This is a genomic window from Nostoc sp. FACHB-280 (assembly GCF_014697615.1).
Classification (GTDB): Bacteria; Cyanobacteriota; Cyanobacteriia; order Cyanobacteriales; family Nostocaceae; genus Nostoc_B.
Window position 1 is genome coordinate 81,495 of record NZ_JACJSD010000004.1, and the last position, 17,671, is coordinate 99,165.

The 17,671-nt window shown below is 41.1% G+C and carries 14 protein-coding genes; 4 read left to right on the plus strand and 10 right to left on the minus strand.

Features of this window, described 5'->3' with window-relative positions; all coding sequences use genetic code 11:
- Nucleotides 1–33 precede the first annotated feature (33 nt).
- The 5 genes from ndhD1 to H6G75_RS04245 all read right to left on the minus strand — a co-directional run bounded on the left by ndhD1 (nt 34) and on the right by H6G75_RS04245 (nt 8,311).
- Nucleotides 34–1,611, minus strand: a complete 1,578-nt coding sequence (gene ndhD1 / locus H6G75_RS04225) for a photosynthetic/respiratory NAD(P)H-quinone oxidoreductase subunit D1 (RefSeq protein WP_190978727.1) — start codon at nt 1,609–1,611, stop codon at nt 34–36.
- Between the two features lie 282 nt (nt 1,612–1,893).
- Nucleotides 1,894–4,032: a PAS domain S-box protein gene (locus H6G75_RS04230; protein WP_199337706.1), complete on the minus strand. Its 2,139-nt coding sequence runs from the start codon at nt 4,030–4,032 to the stop codon at nt 1,894–1,896.
- A 431-nt stretch (nt 4,033–4,463) separates the two neighbouring features.
- Entirely contained in the window at nt 4,464–6,554 is a 2,091-nt protein-coding gene (locus H6G75_RS04235; RefSeq protein WP_190978728.1) for an NAD(P)H-quinone oxidoreductase subunit 5, read from the minus strand.
- Between the two features lie 238 nt (nt 6,555–6,792).
- On the minus strand, nt 6,793–7,179 hold the full coding sequence (locus tag H6G75_RS04240; protein ID WP_062289379.1) for a co-chaperone YbbN: 387 nt from the start codon (nt 7,177–7,179) through the stop codon (nt 6,793–6,795).
- Between the two features lie 409 nt (nt 7,180–7,588).
- Entirely contained in the window at nt 7,589–8,311 is a 723-nt protein-coding gene (locus tag H6G75_RS04245) for an NnrU family protein (RefSeq protein ID WP_242051450.1), read from the minus strand.
- A gap of 207 nt (nt 8,312–8,518) precedes the next feature.
- On the opposite strand from H6G75_RS04245, the gene H6G75_RS04250 reads away from it, so the two are divergent.
- The 3 genes from H6G75_RS04250 (at nt 8,519) to H6G75_RS04260 (ending at nt 12,198) form a co-directional block, all read left to right on the plus strand.
- Nucleotides 8,519–9,532: a LysR family transcriptional regulator gene (locus H6G75_RS04250; RefSeq protein ID WP_190978729.1), complete on the plus strand. Its 1,014-nt coding sequence runs from the start codon at nt 8,519–8,521 to the stop codon at nt 9,530–9,532.
- 81 nt (nt 9,533–9,613) lie between these two features.
- Nucleotides 9,614–10,975, plus strand: coding sequence for a serine/threonine-protein kinase (locus H6G75_RS04255; RefSeq protein ID WP_190978730.1), 1,362 nt, complete (start codon nt 9,614–9,616; stop codon nt 10,973–10,975).
- A gap of 188 nt (nt 10,976–11,163) precedes the next feature.
- Entirely contained in the window at nt 11,164–12,198 is a 1,035-nt protein-coding gene (locus tag H6G75_RS04260) for a PstS family phosphate ABC transporter substrate-binding protein (RefSeq protein ID WP_190978731.1), read from the plus strand.
- A 761-nt stretch (nt 12,199–12,959) separates the two neighbouring features.
- Here the strand turns inward: H6G75_RS04260 and H6G75_RS04265 are convergent.
- On the minus strand, nt 12,960–13,718 hold the full coding sequence (locus tag H6G75_RS04265) for a Crp/Fnr family transcriptional regulator (protein WP_017654928.1): 759 nt from the start codon (nt 13,716–13,718) through the stop codon (nt 12,960–12,962).
- Nucleotides 13,719–14,203: 485 nt separating this feature from the next.
- Here H6G75_RS04265 and H6G75_RS04270 point away from each other — a divergent pair, with 485 nt between their 5' ends.
- Entirely contained in the window at nt 14,204–14,869 is a 666-nt protein-coding gene (locus H6G75_RS04270; RefSeq protein WP_242051451.1) for a DALR anticodon-binding domain-containing protein, read from the plus strand.
- A gap of 67 nt (nt 14,870–14,936) precedes the next feature.
- Here the strand turns inward: H6G75_RS04270 and H6G75_RS33425 are convergent, their stop codons facing one another.
- The 4 genes from H6G75_RS33425 to H6G75_RS04285 all read right to left on the minus strand — a co-directional run bounded on the left by H6G75_RS33425 (nt 14,937) and on the right by H6G75_RS04285 (nt 17,246).
- Nucleotides 14,937–15,068 carry a hypothetical protein gene (locus H6G75_RS33425; protein WP_277884067.1) on the minus strand — a complete coding sequence of 44 codons (132 nt, stop codon included), beginning with the start codon at nt 15,066–15,068 and terminating at the stop codon, nt 14,937–14,939.
- 41 nt (nt 15,069–15,109) lie between these two features.
- A complete protein-coding gene (locus H6G75_RS04275) occupies nt 15,110–15,307 on the minus strand; it encodes a hypothetical protein (RefSeq protein ID WP_190978733.1) in 198 nt (65 codons plus the stop codon).
- A gap of 27 nt (nt 15,308–15,334) precedes the next feature.
- Nucleotides 15,335–16,195 carry a Cof-type HAD-IIB family hydrolase gene (locus H6G75_RS04280; protein ID WP_190978734.1) on the minus strand — a complete coding sequence of 287 codons (861 nt, stop codon included), beginning with the start codon at nt 16,193–16,195 and terminating at the stop codon, nt 15,335–15,337.
- A gap of 307 nt (nt 16,196–16,502) precedes the next feature.
- Complete coding sequence (locus H6G75_RS04285; protein WP_190978735.1) at nt 16,503–17,246, minus strand: choice-of-anchor E domain-containing protein; 744 nt, start codon at nt 17,244–17,246, stop codon at nt 16,503–16,505.
- Nucleotides 17,247–17,671 lie beyond the last annotated feature (425 nt).

The following is a 17,671-nucleotide window of genomic DNA, read 5'->3' on the forward strand; positions in this document are numbered from 1 at the left end:
CCTGAAAAAATAATTTTATTGATCAATTGCTGACTAATTACCAATTGTTGGCGCATTCAATGAAAGCTTTGGTGCTTCTTCTTTTTTCTGCGCTAACGTTGGCACAGAATCGCGCAATCTTGCTGTCAATTGTACGGTTGTAGAGTCGTAAATTTGAGTCAGCAATTTAGGATAGAACCCGATACCAATAATTGGTACTAGCAAACAAGCAATGATAAAGACTTCGCGGGGTTCAGCATCGATAAGTTTTTGGTGTGAAACCAATTCTTCGTTTTCTTTGCCGTAGAAGATTTCCCGCAACATTGATAGCAAATAAATTGGCGTTAAAATTACACCCACTGCCATCAAAAATACCACGATAACCTTGAAGGTAGAGCTATAAGCATCGCTAGTGGCAAAGCCCACAAATACCATTAATTCTGCTACGAAACCGCTCATTCCTGGCAATGCTAAAGAAGCCATTGAACAAGTAGTAAACATAGCGAAAATTTTCTGCATCCGCTTACCAACACCACCCATTTCATCCAACATGAGGGTGTGTGTGCGATCGTAAGTTGCACCAACCAAAAAGAACAAACTCGCCCCAATTAAGCCATGAGACACCATTTGTAAAACCGCGCCACTCAAGCCCAAATCGGTGAAGGAGGCGATACCGATAGTCACAAAGCCCATATGGGAAATTGAGGAGTAGGCAATTTTGCGCTTAAGGTTACGTTGGGCAAATGATGTTAGGGCGGCGTAGATGATGTTAACTACCCCTAAAATTATGAGAACCGGGGCAAAATACGCATGGGCATCGGGCAGCATTTGGGCATTCATCCGAATCAAGGCGTACCCGCCCATTTTCAAGAGAATACCTGCCAGTAACATGTGTACAGGTGCTGTAGCTTCACCGTGGGCATCTGGTAGCCAGGTATGTAGGGGAATGATGGGTAATTTGACGGCGTAGGCAATCAAAAAGCCAGCATAGAGTAACAGTTGGAAATTGAGTGCGTAATCTTTGAGGCCGAGGGAGTGCATATCAAAGGTGACTGTATCGCCATAAAAGGCCATCGTCAACGCGCCAACCAAAATAAACAGCGAACCGCCAGCAGTGTACAAAATAAACTTAGTCGCTGCGTATTGCCGCTTTTTACCACCCCAAATTGCCAACAGCAGGTAAACCGGAATCAATTCCAGTTCCCACACCAAGAAAAACAGCAACATATCCTGGACAGCGAAGACGGCAATTTGTCCGCCATACATCGCCAGGATTAAAAAGTAAAACAGCCTGGGCTTGAGGGTCACAGGCCACGCTGCTAAAGTCGCTAGGGTAGTAATAAATCCGGTCAAAATAATGAGGGGCATAGATAAGCCATCTGCCCCTACTGACCACTTCAAATCTAGTTGTGGAACCCAGGCATAACTTTCAACTAGCTGCAAATCTGGGTTGGAGAAGTCGTACCCGGTATAAAAGGCGTAGACAATCAGCGCGAAGTCTATCAACCCGACAATCAGGGAATACCAACGCACTGTTTTACCATCTTTATCCGGGATAATCGGAATCAAGAGTGATGCCGCAATCGGGAAGAGGATAATTGTCGTCAGCCACGGGAAATTAGCTGTATTCATCACAATTTGTCTACAATCAAAATCATGTTTATCAAGGAAGCCCTAGCTATTAAGTAGCAGCTTTTTGGGGATTTGGCATTCCTTGTTAGGTTGATTTAATTAAGTGGACAATCCCCATTTGTGGTTTTGGTAGTATCTTTTAACTTTAGCGGTGACTCAGTATCGGTGAGAATACCCCCTTTGCGCCAGACATTTAGCTAAAATTTTAGGACTGCGATCGCACCATCTCAGAAAAATTCGTAATTCGTAATTCACAATTCGTAATTAAGACAGTTGGCAAATTCAACTCTCTAGCTCTAAGTGAATGGGAATTGTAATAATAAATTCCGCACCCTTTCCTGGAGAAGAAATACATTCTAAAGACCCTTGATGTCTGTTAGTAATAATTTGGTAACTAATAGACAAACCCATCCCCGTTCCTTTACCTACAGGTTTACTTGTAAAAAAGGGGTCAAATATTTTTTGTCTGACTTCATCCGACATCCCCACCCCATTATCAATAATGCTGATTTTGACTTGTTTGGGGTTTGGCATAACTGTACGGATGCAAATAGTTGGTGTTAGCTGTTGGCAATTTTCTTCTAACGCATCAATCGCATTCAGCAAAATATTCATAAATACTTGGTTGAGCTGCCCAGCATAACATTTAACTAAAGGTAAATTGCTATATTCTTTAATCACTAAAATATTAGGTCTATCTATTTTAGATGCTAAACGATGCTCTAAAATCATTAAAGTACTATCTAGACCCTCATGTATATCCGCAACTTTTAAATCAGATTCATCTAGACGAGAAAAGGTACGTAGAGAAGTGACAATATCACTAATTCGAGTTGCTCCAACTGTCATTGAAGAGTAAAGCTTTGGCAAATCATCAATTAAAAATTCCAAGTCACAATTCTCCGTCTCCGCTTGAATTTCTACGTCTGGTTTTGGATAATGATATTGGTAAAGTTTCAGGATTTTGATAATATTTTGAGTATATTGATAGGCATGTTTAAGATTGCCAAAAATAAAATTAACTGGATTATTGATTTCATGAGCCACTCCCGCAACTAGTTGCCCCAAAGAAGACATTTTTTCAGTTTGAATCAGCTGCAATTGTGTATGTTGCAATTCTTGTAAAGCTTGTTCTAGTTCTTTGGCTTTTTGATTGAGTTCTGCTTCTGCTTGTTTACGCGCAGTAATATCATTACGAATAGCCACATATTGTTGAGGCTTGCCTTGCTCATCAAATAAAGGCACAATTGTCGTGTCTACCCAATAATATGTGCCATCTTTTGCCAAATTTTTAACTTCGCCTTTCCATACTTTTCCCTGGCTAATAGTTAACCACATTTCTTGAAAAAACTCTTGGGAGTGATAGCCAGAATTGATAATTCTGTGGGTTTTACCAATTAGTTCTTCTGGTTGGTATTGGGAGATTTGACAAAACTTATCATTCACATATTCAATCATGCCTTTATTGTTAGTTACAGCAACAATAGATGATTGGTCTAAAGCAAATTTTATATCTGCTACTTCTTTAAGGGATTTTTTAAGAGTGATTTCAGTTTGTTTACGCGCAGTAATATCATTACGAATAGCTACATATTGCTGGGGTTTATCTTGCTCATCTAAAACAGGCACAATTGTTGTGTCTACCCAATAATATGTGCCATCTTTTGCCAAATTTTTAACTTCGCCTTTCCATACTTTTCCCTGGCTAATAGTTAACCACATTTCTTGAAAAAACTCTTGGGAGTGATAGCCAGAATTGATAATTCTGTGGGTTTTACCAATTAGTTCTTCTGGTTGGTATTGGGAGATTTGACAAAACTTATCATTCACATATTCAATCATGCCTTTATTAGTAGTTACAGCAACAATAGATGATTGGTCTAAAGCAAATTTTATATCTGCTAATTCCTTAAGAGATTTTTTGAGATTAGTTTCTGCTTTGTGGTAAGCAGTAATATAGGTATTTTTACGATTTGTAATATCTTCAACAATGGACAAAACACCAGTCACATTTTCTTGAAAATCAAATATAAGAGTGTGATGCCATTCACAAATAATTATTTTGCCATCTTTAGTAAAATTCTCATTGGTACAGTAATTTCCCCCATTTTGCTTGAGTAATGCAGTCATTAACTGATTGGCATCTTCTTTAGAAATACTAGGTAATAGAATTTCTGCAATATGAAGTTTCAGTACCTCTTGTTTACTGTAGCCAAAGATCCTCTCAGCCGCCGGATTCCAGTCTAAAACCTCAAAGTCTATATTCCACTGAATGATTCCTAAAGGATGATATTCAACCAAAGAAAAGAATTTTTGCTGAGTGTCTTGAAGTGATTTTCGTGTATTCTCTAAATCTCCTATTAGATGATCTCGCTGCTGGCAACAAGTCGGTAGCTCTGGATACTCAGATTCAAGGAACATAGTGGTTAATCTCCAGCCTAGTTAAAAGAGGGAAAACAAATAAGTTTTTGATGTTCTTAGTATTAATATTGCCCAAATAAGTCTGGGTAATTTACTTGTGTGGCGAAGACTATTGATTGAGTTTAGTTTGATAGCTCCAGACTTCAGTCTGATACCAGGACAAGCAGAGGGAGCAGAGGAAGAGATTTATCTCAGGGACTGCCAACTAAAAAGATACACAATCACTGCCTAAGTAGAGTGTAGGGGAAACAGAAAGGTATAAAGGCTTCAGCCAAACGGTGTAGAGGTATACTTATTCAAAACCCTTATACCCATTCTGAGTAGACAAGCTTGGCGCGTAAGTACTGCTATATAAACAAAAAAAAGAGTCTACAATGAGACTCTCAAAAATGAAAAACTGAAGGGCAGACAACTAGCCCACCCCTAAAGAATCAGGTAATCCCAAAAACGATCACCAAGCCCAAAACTGCGCCAAACACAATCAAGGCATAGAATTGAACGCGACCATTTTCTAAATATTTCAACCCTTCACCACTGACTAGGGTGAAAAAGCCTGTGAGGTTAACAGCACCATCAACAACGCGGAAGTCAACTTCCATGACTTGTCTAGCTAGGCGACGCAAGCCGAGGACAAAGACACGATGGTAAATGTCATCAAAGTACCACTTGTTGAGGGATAGCTCGTACAAAGGTTTGATTTTGGCTGCGATCGCAGCAGGATCAATTTTCCGTTGCAAGTACATCAAGGAAGCCAAGGTAATCCCAATCAAGGAAATTCCCACAGAAGCCCCCGCCATAATATAAAATTCCGTCGGCTCAAATTCGGCGGCTTTTTCTAAAACTTCAGCGAGAGTTTCGTTAGGGGAGTAAATAAATTCCTCGAAATAATTAGCAAAGGGAGTTCCCACCAAACCAATCAAAATCGAAGGTACAGCCAACACTAATAATGGCAAGGTCATTGTCCACGGTGATTCATGGGGAGAATCGCTGTGATGACCACCAGAACCATGATGGTCTCCTGTTGCAGCTAGTTCACCATGTTTCATCGCCCCAGGGCCAAAATTCGGGGCTGGTTCTTCAGCTTCTAATTCGAGGATGATTGTAGCAGCTTTCTTAAGTTTGGCTTTGATTTTCTCGTCAGTACCCCGGAATTTGCCTTCAAATGTCATGAAATACATTCTGAACATATAAAAAGCAGTGATTCCCGCCGTTAGCCAGCCAATGATCCACAAAAATGGATTAGCAGCAAAAGCCTTACCGAGAATTTCATCTTTTGACCAAAAACCCGCAAACGGAGGCATCCCGGAAATTGCCAAGCAGCCAATCAAAAAGGTAATGGCTGTAACGGGCATATATTTCCGCAGTTTGCCCATAAGTCGCATATCTTGGGCTAAAGCGGGGTCATGGCCAACGACTCCTTCCATCCCGTGAATTACAGAACCGGAACCTAAGAACAGCATCGCCTTGAAGTAAGCGTGAGTCATTAGGTGAAATAAGCCAGCACTGTAAGCACCTACGCCCATCGCCATCACCATGTAACCTAATTGGGAGATGGTGGAGTAAGCCAAGCCTTTTTTGATGTCGTTTTGCGTAATCGCAATTGTCGCCCCTAAAAATGCTGTAAATGCCCCAGTAAAGGCAATTACGTTCATCGCGGCGGGGACATGTTCAAACACAGGGTACATCCGGGCTACCAGAAATACACCTGCTGCCACCATTGTGGCGGCGTGGATTAAGGCGGAAATTGGTGTCGGGCCTTCCATCGCATCTGGAAGCCAGACGTGGAGGGGGAACTGGGCTGATTTGGCAACAGGGCCGAGGAACACCAAAATCGCAAACAGCACGGCGAGGAAATTGCTGATTGTTCCTGATTGCACCAGTTGGGCGAGGCGATCGCCCATGATATGAAAATCAAAGCTACCGGTTGCCCAAAACAGACCTAAAATCCCCAATAATAAGCCAAAGTCACCAACGCGGTTGGTGACAAATGCTTTTTGACAGGCATCGGCTGCTGACTTGCGATCGTACCAAAAGCCGACCAGCAAGTAGGAACACATCCCTACCAGTTCCCAGAAGATATAAATTTGCACTAAGTTGGGGCTGACCACCAGACCCAACATTGAGGAGCCGAATAAGCTCAGATAAGCGTAAAACCTTACATATCCTGGATCATGTGCCATATAGCCATCGGTATAGACCATGACTAAAAAGGCTACGGTTGTCACAATTACCAGCATAAGGGCTGTCAGGTGGTCAATTGTATAGCCCATGCTCAGGTGAAAATTCCCTGCTGCTGCCCATTCCAAAGTCCGCAGATAAGTCGGGTGTCCTTGAATTTGACTCCACAGCAAGGCAAACGACAAACCCATCGCTGCTCCCATCAAGGAGATAATCAACGCAGCGTTGAGTTGCCGCAGGCGGTTCGTCACCTGATTGATCGAAATTAATCCCAAACCGACCAGCATTGCCCCCAGAAGAGGTAACACCGGAATCAGCCAGGCATATTCATAGATTGCTTCCATCACTGACGCGTAATTTGAGAATTCTTGACTAGCTTAGGACAGTTTTGCGGCGGCTGTCTTCCGCAGGCAACTGTCCTGGTCGGAACTGTTAATAATTGTGACACACACCCCTGATGATAAAATACCCCACCCAAGAGTAATTGGGCGGGGTAATTAAGCATGGTTTTAGATTTGGATAGAGTCAATAGCATCTTTCACTAATGATCATCAACTATTGACCATTGACCAATGACTTGTATTATGCAGTTCGGCATTCTAAATCTGCTGTTTGGGAGTGATTGTATGTTTTAGAACGATTGGTATAGGTGAGCTTAATTTCTTCTAGAGCCAGACGTAAATCGTCTCTGCCACGAAAACCTTCTAGGCGATGTCGGATAATCCCGTTTTCTACTAAAAGTAAAGTGGGTAGTGACTTGAGACGATAAGTATTGGATAGTTTGAAGTTTTCATCTGCATTCACTCCAACCAATTTAATTTGCTCCCCGCATTGAGATTTAAATTGCAATAACAAAGGGTGGATGATACGGCATAAGCCGCACCAAGGTGCTTCAAAATTAACTAAAACAGGTACTGGAGATTCTAAAACTTCTTGAGTAAATGTCCGCTCACTAACCGACAACACCATGATGCCTCGAAAATTATAGGGTTTTAATATCAAACTAGCTATCAGCAGGAAGAATTGGCAACTTAGTCAGCACCTATCTATGAATCAGCATTCAGGATTTAAGATGATTAAAAAATTACTGCCGCTTTGATTTTAACTCTGATAAAAAAGCCAGCGCGACTTTCACGGTGGCTTTTAGTTTTTTTTAACTCCTGATTGCCGCTGTCATCGAGGGTGTTGAGAAGACTGTGCCACGCAAATCTCAACCAAGATATTTGACCAGCGACTTACCACTGTATTGAAGATCAAACTGGTTAAGTTTACCCCCACTGACAACTATTTGATTTGATCCTACATTGATTTGGCAGCAATTGATAAGCCGAAATTGGCATTTACATAATTTTTTGTTGATAGTTGGGATCAGTAAAAATCACCATTCTATTTGACTAGTTGCTACGATCAACAGTGGATGTAACCACCACAGTAGAGCAACAAAAATTGCTACTCCTAAATAAGCAGGGCGAATAAATTCTTGCCATTTGAGAGATTGACGACCATCAATAATAGCTTGGAAGGGGATGATGGAAGTTCTTTGTTTGACAAGTTCAAAAGCTTCGCCGTAGCGTTGGGATAAGCGGCGATCGCCATGCCAAACTCCAAATAAGTGATGTAATACTAATCCCAAAGATGTGACTAAGGTAAAGCTTGTCCCTAACCACAGAGTATGGGCGACACACCAAATAATTTGCCCTACCATCTGGGGATGACGGGTAATACGGATAATCCCAGTTTCATACAGATGAACTTGGGGCTTTTGAATAGCAGCAATTTCTAGTAGATTGAAGGTGGCAGGATACAAAAACAAAAACGAAATTGCTGACAACACCCAAACTACAGCTTGTATTCCTGGTACTCCTTGTACCTGCCAGATTTGCCAGCCATCATAACGGTGGTTAAAAAAGTAAATAATTAGGATGACAGCCAACGGTAAACTAACTAATGCAAACAAAATGCGATAAAGCCTTGCTCCTATGCGCTTCTCAGCCAATGGACGTAGAGCAGCCCCGCCACTGTGGGCGATCGCAAAAGCAAATTGTAACCCCAACATGACAAAATGACTGGGAGTAAACAAAGGATTAGGCATCGTAGACATGGGTGAAGTTATTTAAACAAAAGTTAATACAGTACAACCAATAACACAAAGTATTCAACAGGGGACTTGCGCGAAGATGCAGTAGTACTGTTTTTTTCGAGTCAAGTCTTCCGATTTGAAGATGCAATAAATCATTTCTTACTTTTTGGTGATCAAAGCCGATGTATTGCCAAAGCTGCTCCTTTCAAAGTTTGTGGGTTGAACCTTATGTCTGACCTTCCTTTCACTTTAGATCAGTTACGTATCCTGAAAGCGATCGCACAAGAAGGGAGCTTCAAGCGTGCCGCTGATAGTCTTTATGTCTCCCAACCTGCCGTGAGTTTGCAAGTGCAGAACCTGGAACGGCAACTAGATGTCCCTTTATTTGACCGTGGTGGCCGTCGCGCCCAATTAACCGAAGCTGGACATCTACTTTTAAGTTACGGCGAAAAAATCCTCAGTCTGTGTCAAGAAACTTGCCGCGCTATTGAGGATTTACAAAATCTCCAAGGTGGTACTTTAATTGTCGGTGCTTCCCAAACCACCGGGACTTATTTATTACCACGGATGATTGGGATGTTTCGCCAAAAATATCCCGATGTGGCAGTGCAACTGCATGTCCACTCAACTCGCCGGACTGCTTGGAGTGTCGCCAATGGCCAAGTTGATTTAGCCATCATTGGCGGGGAAATTCCTGGCGAATTAGCCGAATCTTTGGAAATTATTCCTTACGCTGAAGATGAACTGGCCCTGATTCTGCCAGTTTTCCATCCTTTTGCTAAACTGGACACAATTCAAAAAGACGACCTATATAAATTACAATTCATCGCCCTAGATTCCCAATCAACTATTCGCAAAGTCATCGATCAAGTCCTAGCACGCTGCGAGATTGATACCAGACGTTTCAAAATCGAAATGGAACTCAATTCCATCGAAGCCATCAAAAATGCCGTGCAATCAGGCTTAGGAGCGGCTTTCGTCTCGACATCCGCGATCGCCAAAGAACTCCAAATGGGTGTACTTCACTGCGCCCCAATTGAAGGTGTAATCGTCAAACGCACACTCTGGCTGATTTTTAATCCCAACCGATATAGATCCAAAGCCGCAGAGGCATTCAGCCAGGAAATCTTACCCCAGTTTGCTACTCCAGGATGGAACCAAGACCTGATAAAATTGTCACAAAAAAAACTAGTCGTAAATACATTCGATGTAGCAACACCCAGTTCCTCTGACGAGGGCTGATACTTGTCAATAGTCAATAGTCATTAGTTAAGGGCTACAGGCTATTGACTATTAACTGTGGACTATTGACTAAAAACTAACATGGAAGCTTACTGCACTCGTCCACGCTGCCCCCGCCCGAAAAACTACTTTGCCGACTTAGATGATGTGTCAACCCTCAAAACAGCGCAGCAAAAATATTGCGCTACCTGTGGTATGCCACTCATTCTTGATGGGAGATATATGTCTACCAAACTACTGGGTCGGGGAGGATTTGCCTCTGCCTTTCTCGCACGCGATCGCCGCATTCCAGGGATTCGTGCCTGTGTAGTCAAACAGTTCCAACCCGCGGGAGACATTAGTGCTAATCAACTACGCATCGCCCAGCAATTATTTGAAAGAGAAGCAGATGTCTTAGCCGAAATTGGCCGAGAACACGAACAAATCCCAGAACTCTACGCTTTTTTCCAAATTACTGTTCCTAGTTTTACCCAACCCAATCAAGAAGAACAGTTTTTTTACTTAGTCCAAGAATATATTGATGGTCTGAATCTTGAGGAAGAATTAACCCAAAAAGGGAAATTTTCGGAAGCCGAAATTTTATATATGTTGCAGGAAATTCTCAAAATCCTCAAGTTTGTTCATGATAAAAGTATTATTCATCGAGATATCAAGCCATCAAATATTATGCGCCGCCAAGATGGGAAATTATTTCTCTTAGATTTTGGCGCAGTCAAGCAAGTTACCAATGTGGCATCAGGAACAGTCGCCTCATCAACGGGAATTTATTCCGCCGGATTTGCCCCCCCAGAACAAATGACAGGAAATCAAGTATTTCCCTGTACAGATTTATATGCTTTAGCGGTGACTGCTGTGACTTTACTCACCGGTCAACCAGCCCCCCAGTTATTCGATCCGCTAATTAATCAGTGGACTTGGCGATCGCATGTGGACATTGACCCCCACCTTGCTAATACTTTAGATAAAATGCTGTTGCCTGCGGTCAGTCAACGTTTTCAATCAGCCGAAGAAGTACTGAAAGAACTGTTTCCGCAGTTCATCCCTCCAACTACACTCACAAACACACCAACTCAACCGCCAGTTATACAGCCACCTGCTAGTTTTTCTACCACAGATTTATTATCAGGAGCTGCTGTGAGCGGTTTTGAAGGTGCATTGATAGCGATCGCTCTATCTAGTTTGATATCACCCATGATCGCTTTCATTATTACCATCGTGATTTTGAGTGTGATAATTTTTGCTCAAACTCGACGCTGGATTAAAACCACAAATTTATTGATTGTGGCAACAATTACCTTTGCGATCGTTCTTTTTGTTCCTTCCTTGCAGGCAGGAATGGATATTCAACAAATAGTAATATTAGGAATTGCTGGCAGTTTAGTAGCTATTGCCGTAACAGCACTATTTAAACTTATATATAAATTATTATCTATGATGTTTTAAATAAAACATCATAAAATGCTATATTTTTGTCTCAACCAGTAATTTCAGGAATCTAATTTCAGTACTGTGTATCATATTTCGTACTAATAAAATTGCAACTAGGAAATTAGAGTTTAATCAAACTTTAACCTAGAGTTACCCATAAAATGAGAAATTACTTTCAGGGTAAGAAAACTACGCCACCAACTATGACACAACAACATAGAACTAACGAAACTAAAGTTTTGGTTCTAACACTAGCAATCACCTTGGGACTAGTAGGTGGTTTGTTGTGGTGGTTTTCTCACAGCTATGGCATCAAAGGCAGTTATCTCACTAGAGCCAGGGTAGAAACGCCAAATACTGATACCTTCTCGCAAATACCCGATGTACCCACGGGGTTATTTAGTTATGGGGGTAGTACAACTTGGGCTCCAATTCGCCAGCAGGTAGACTCAGCCGTAGCTATTGTCTGGCCCAAATTTCAACTACGTTACACCGAGCCGATAGAAGCTGCACCCGGTTCTGGAACTGGAATTAAGATGCTGCTGGGTAATCAGTTAGCATTTGCTCAGTCTTCCCGTGCTGTGAAGCCAGAAGAAAATGAACAGGCAAAAAAACTAGGGTTTGCCCTCAAAGAAATACCTGTAGCAATTGATGGAATTGCGATCGCAGTTCATCCGAACCTCAACCTTCCTGGCTTAACCCTCACCCAGCTAAAAGACATCTACACAGGTAAAGTTAATAATTGGGAACAGTTAGGCGGGCCAAAATTACCCATAACCCCATATTCTCGCCGTCCAGAAGATAGTGGCACCATTGAGTTTTTTGATGAAAACGTCCTAGGTGGAGAAAAATTTGCTACCAACGTCCAATTTATCGACACTACAACTAACGCCTTAAAAGAAGTAGCCAAAAATCCTGGTGCAATTTACTATGCTTCCGCACCAGAGGTAATTGGACAATGCAGTATCAAAGCCTTACCTCTAGGTAAACAGCCAGACAAATTTGTAGAACCTTACAAAAAACCTTATATTCCCTTAGATAAATGTCCGCAACAGCGTAATCAACTGAATACAGAGGCATTTCAAACTGGCGAATATCCCATCACCCGACGTTTATTTGTCATTGTCAAACAAAATGGACAAACAGATCAGCAAGCAGGTGAAGCTTACGCCAACTTGTTACTGACAGATCAAGGACAAGAATTAATTGCTAAAGCTGGATTTGTGAGACTGCGCTAATCATGACCACCTACTGGTCTGTGAAGACTGGATATAGGTGTAAAAGGGTATGGTGTGAAGGGTTTTGAACATATATACCCCTATACTCTTTCCCAAACCATCTCACTAGACCTCTTGCATAAATCAGATTATGCCTACTAAACAAGCGAATTTTCTGTAACTCTTTGCGCCTTTGCGCCTTTGCGTGAGACCTAAAATTCGTGTTTTATAACATTCGTGCAAGAGGTCTACTGTGTAAGGTAAAAATGGCATAAAAATGGCAATTGGAGCCTAGGGTTAGGCTCCAATTCTGTGAATTAATTAACCGTATTTTCACTGCACCACTGATAACAACAAGGCAGACAATAGCACTGAACTAGTCTAGGGTAATCAATACTTTCGACTCTAATTGTGAGTTTTTTAGACCACCCAAACTTCATTGAAAGTTGGCTGATATTTATGACTGGAATCTACTACACTTTTGCCTTAAACAAGGATTATCTTGACTGTTTAACTTAGTTCCTGTGATTGGCAGGCAAAAAAAATCATAAATTAGTTCTCTACCAAGAACTGTTATTTTTCCTTTGTGAATATCCTGTCTAAGAAAAAACTTCTCACAAAGGTCTTTTTATCCAGAAAACACCCGATTACGCACAATCTGTTTGTGGTGGTCAAACAGATTGGTCAAACACAACAGTAAGGAGGTGTTGCTGCGCCAACTTACTGATGACTGATCGGGATCAAGTTCTGATAGATGCCATTACAGGAACTCTAATAGCGTCTTAGCTTGCTCTATTAATCGACTCTGCTGGCAAGCAAATGAGATTATCTCCTTGAGTGAGGATTAAACCTCTTTGACGCAATTTACCCATTAAGCGGGTCACAGTTACACGGGTAGAGCCGATCGCACTACCAATTTGGGCATGAGTAAGAGGGAAAGGCAAACAATAGCCACGAATCACATCGGGATCAGTTTCGCTCATAGCGGGTTCGCCATATTCCTCAATTAACAAGGTGAGGAATCCTAGTAGGCGGTCAATTGTGCGCCGCTGACCCAAGGCACTCAGCCACAACAATTTACGCTGATGCTGATACCTAAAGGCATCCATAACCTCGCGCCGGAAGTGAGGCCAGTTATCTAAATCATGCCAGTACATCCACAGCACCGCAGTTTGGTCAACATGAGCGTATGCCTGGAGAGTGAATGGTGACTGAGCCACAATTTCAAATGGTTGTCCTGCTCCCACAAAACCCAAGAAGGCTTCTTCTGGAGTTCTGTTAATGCGTCGAGATGTTAACTGACTGGCAGTAGCACTCACTTGAGCGGTACCCACCATACGGATCGCACCTCTTTGCACCAAATACAGCAAACCAGGTCTAGCTGGAATGCGCTCATCTTTGCTAAAGGTGCGGCAACGATAGTGTTCTTGAGCCCAATCAAGAATACGTTGCCAAGTCAAAAAGGGGCGTGATGCCTCAGAAAAGGAGGATGGAGATTGCATAGGTAACAAAGAGCGTTCGGCTGAAGACAAAGACGTCATAAAACAAGGTGCAAGGAGTGTCTTTGTGTTGACGGGTAGGCTTAACGCCTAACAGCGCCAGCCATCCAAAGAGTAGAGAGCAATTTAGCGCCTACTCTTTTGTTATACTTCTTACTGTACAATGATGGTAGTAAAGTTTACTTACTATTCATAGAATATTTATTAAATTTTATGGTCTTCTCATTTTTCTTTATATAGATAAAACTTATATCTAAAGGAAGATGACAAGCCATTGTTAAAGAAATAATTAAAAGCCGTTCTTATCAGATTAAGTGGATTATAGGCTTATAGCAAGCAGTTACTCATCAATTAAGCAGCTAACAAATGCTTTGTTACGGGAGGCACTCAGTGATATTGCTAGTGCAGAAAATATACAATTCAAAGAATTAAAAAAAAATCATCTATATAAAGATAGAGATAATAAAAAAATCTTGTATATCTCAGGAGTGGCACAGCAGTTGGCAAAATCTCATAATTGCACTGCTATGGATATAGCTAATACTCTTGTCCCTAAATTATTGGCGACCAGTGGCGACGTTTTTATAGTTAAAATTGTTCCACCTGGTTGGATTTATTTTGAATTGAAACCAACTTATTTGGCAAGTTGGCTACAAAGCTGGGTTATGGGAAGCAGAGAAAAACTTGGAAAGATGGGAACAGAAAACACAACTCCCAAATTTAACAATCACAACCCATCCCAGATATTTGCTATTCAATACGCTTATGCAAGATGTTGTTCGTTACTCTTGCTTGGTCATCGTGAAAGATTAATAAAACTACGGGAACCTTTACCAGATACAAGCACAACGTTGTGGCAACCAGTATCTCAACAACCAATACCTTGGTTAAACCAAGACAACCAACTTTGGCTGTATCACTCCACAGAGAAGAATTTACTCGCTCAGTTAGTGCAGGTAGTGGACGACTTGGTATGTTCTGAGATTGATGATGCAATTCACTGGCAAAAAACCGCTTTGAAGTTGAGCCAGGCTTTTGAAAAATTGTGGTGTCAGTGTCGTATTTGGGGTGATGTAAAAATTAATTCACCGGAATTAGCTCAAGCTCGTTTGGGTTTGGTAATAGTAACCCAACATTTACTGAGATATTTACTAGTAGAAAAACTAGGAGTTGCTGCTTTGTGGGAGCTATGAAACTGTAGTTTTGTAAGGAAGCTGCAACAAAGAAGGCAGGAGGCTGAATATTGAATTGATGAAAAAATCAATATACTGGATCAGACTTCTTTCCTACTCCTGTACGGCGGGTTAATGAAGAATTTTGTTTACCCACAGATTCATTGAGTAAACCCGCCTCTACCCATTCGCTATCTACACAACTAGATTCGGAAATCAAACCGGATTCCTAGAATTTATGGACGTTATAAAGTTGTAATTTTAAGAAACAGCTACGCAATTTTGCGAGAAACGAGCGTGCTGTTCATCAGTATTGTTTCTGAGGAAAATATGACGGTTTTTATCATAGCTATTGACTCGGAAAAGTAGTTCGACTATACTTGCTGTTGTGTGAGGAGCGAACCAGCAAGAGCGCCGAGACGAAACACGGCCAGTCGTCGGCGCTCTTTCTGATTTCATAATGTAAAAAAGTTTAAACAGTTTGCTTTAAGAAAGTAAAAATTTTTCGATGGCGATCGCAACTCCATCTTTTTCTACACTGGGAGCTGTCCACTGAGCGATCGCTTGCACTTCTGTGGGTGCATCGCCCATTGCTACACCAACACCAGCATATTCCAACATTTCTAAATCATTAAAGTTATCACCAATAGTCATAACGTTATTTCTTTGCAAACCGAGAAGTTCTTCAGCAAAATAACGTACAGCCGCACCTTTATTAACAGCAGGATTTGTGGCTTCAAAAAAAGTAGCAACAGAAGTTGTGAGATAAAGTTCTGCGGGTGTATATTGGCGACGCAAATTTCCTAATAATTGGCTAATTGCTTCTGTGTCATCACACAAAGCTAGAATTTTTGTCGGTTCATATTCAATTAAAATTTTGCGTAAATCACCCACAGCAATGGGGGTAATTCCTGAACGTTGTGCGTAAATTTTAGTTTCTCTCGTTAACTCCCGCACATACAGTTGATCATTAATGTAAAAGTGAATAGAAAGCAGCGATCGCCACTGGGGTTGTTCAAAATAGTCTAGTAGTTGGTATGCGATTTCTCTGGCTACAGGTAAGTGATAGTGGATTTTCTGGTTAGTTGGGTCTTGTATCCAGGCTCCCTGATAAGCTGCTAATGGCAGGTTAGAGCGAATTTCTTGATGAAAGCGTAAAGCAGAACGATACATACGCCCAGTAGCAATTGCAACATGAATGCCTTTAGCTTGGGCTGCTGCGATCGCTTGTTTGACAGGTTTGCTTACAGAATTGGATTTACCTGCGATCGTACCATCGATATCTAAAACTAGTAACTTAATGTCTTGTGTAGGTAGAGCTTGATTTTCAGGCGATGCCATATACATAAATTTTTAAACTGTGAACTCCCAGTATGAGGTTAACAGGCATTGGCACAATCTGATTCAGGCAAAATAATTTAGCTAAAACACAACTAAATTCCTTAAACACACCACAACATATCAACCAAAATAAAAAACCCAGACTAAAAGTCTAGGTTTTTCACTGTTAAATAAAAGATGATTCTGACAATAATAATCGACATGAACTGTGTCTAACAGATGCACACCTTTGTAAATAATGCAATGTGCTTTTTGGTTGTTAATTGGTATTAGTAGATTGAATCAGGTGAGAAGACTCACCTATTTCTACCAATTAGTTAGACGCTTTGAGCCAATTTTTTCTGCGTTGGGACATTAAACCGATTCCTGCCACTAAGCCAAGACCAATTGCAGCAGAAGGTTCGGGTACAGATGCTGGGTCGTATTCGTAGGTGACAGTCAAACCTGCGGCAGCATAAGTATTAATCAAAGAGCTAATGTTGCCTGAACCTTGAATGCTGGAAGTTGCATCTGCATAGAAATTAAAGTCTGCTGTTCCTTTGCCAAGGAAATTAGTAAAAAGTCCATCACTACTAGTGAATGTTCTTGTTTGTGTCAAAGTAGCCGTCAGCCCATTCAGTGTTCTGCCAGAAGCACCAGCGTAATCAGTATTTCCATCATATCTGGCGACGTTGTAACTATAAGACTGTGTTGGTTCAATGTTAAATTGCTCTACACCTTTTGGTAGTTCTAATCTCAAAGTACCTGCAAGATTTACTAAAACCGTAGAAGCTCTGTTGCTTCTATTTTCAAAAGCTGCATCTCCCTTTAATTGACCGACAAAATCTATAGTTACACTTTTGAGAGTACCTAATTTTGAGTCAAACTTTTGGACACTGATTATATCTTCGATATCTGTCGCGTAGAAGCCATCAGCTGACACTGGTGTACCATCTGTAGGCTTGTATTGGTATTGAGTGGTGTAAGAAAGAGAAGCTGCGTTTGCTGCGCCTGCGGTGGCTACGATACCGGCCAAGGTGGTAGCTGCTGCTAGAGTTTGAAATAGTTTTGTTGTCATGGGAATTTATCTTCTCAAACTGGATAAACGCAAGATTGCTACATTATTTCTAACTCGTAGTTTTTGGTTCTTGGCTTGCTAAATCTACCGAAATTTCTGTGAAGCTTTGATTAGGAAAAAACTCGGATAAATCTAGCTTTGAGAACTATAGATAAAGTTGTGTTAAGGTTGGCAAATTAGATGGAGTATTACTAGAGCCTTGTTGGACTATCAAAAAGTATCAGAATTTTTGCTAAATCACAACTTTTTCCAAGCAGTAAATCCTCATAGCTTAGGTGCTTTTTTATACATAATTCTGTAATATAAATAGAAAAATAGCTAGTATGATAAACATAAAATCTAGATTTTATCTTAAAAATTTAAAATTTATATAGGTGTAATTAAGCACCATGTATAGTTTGTAAAATATATTGCGTATGCAAATA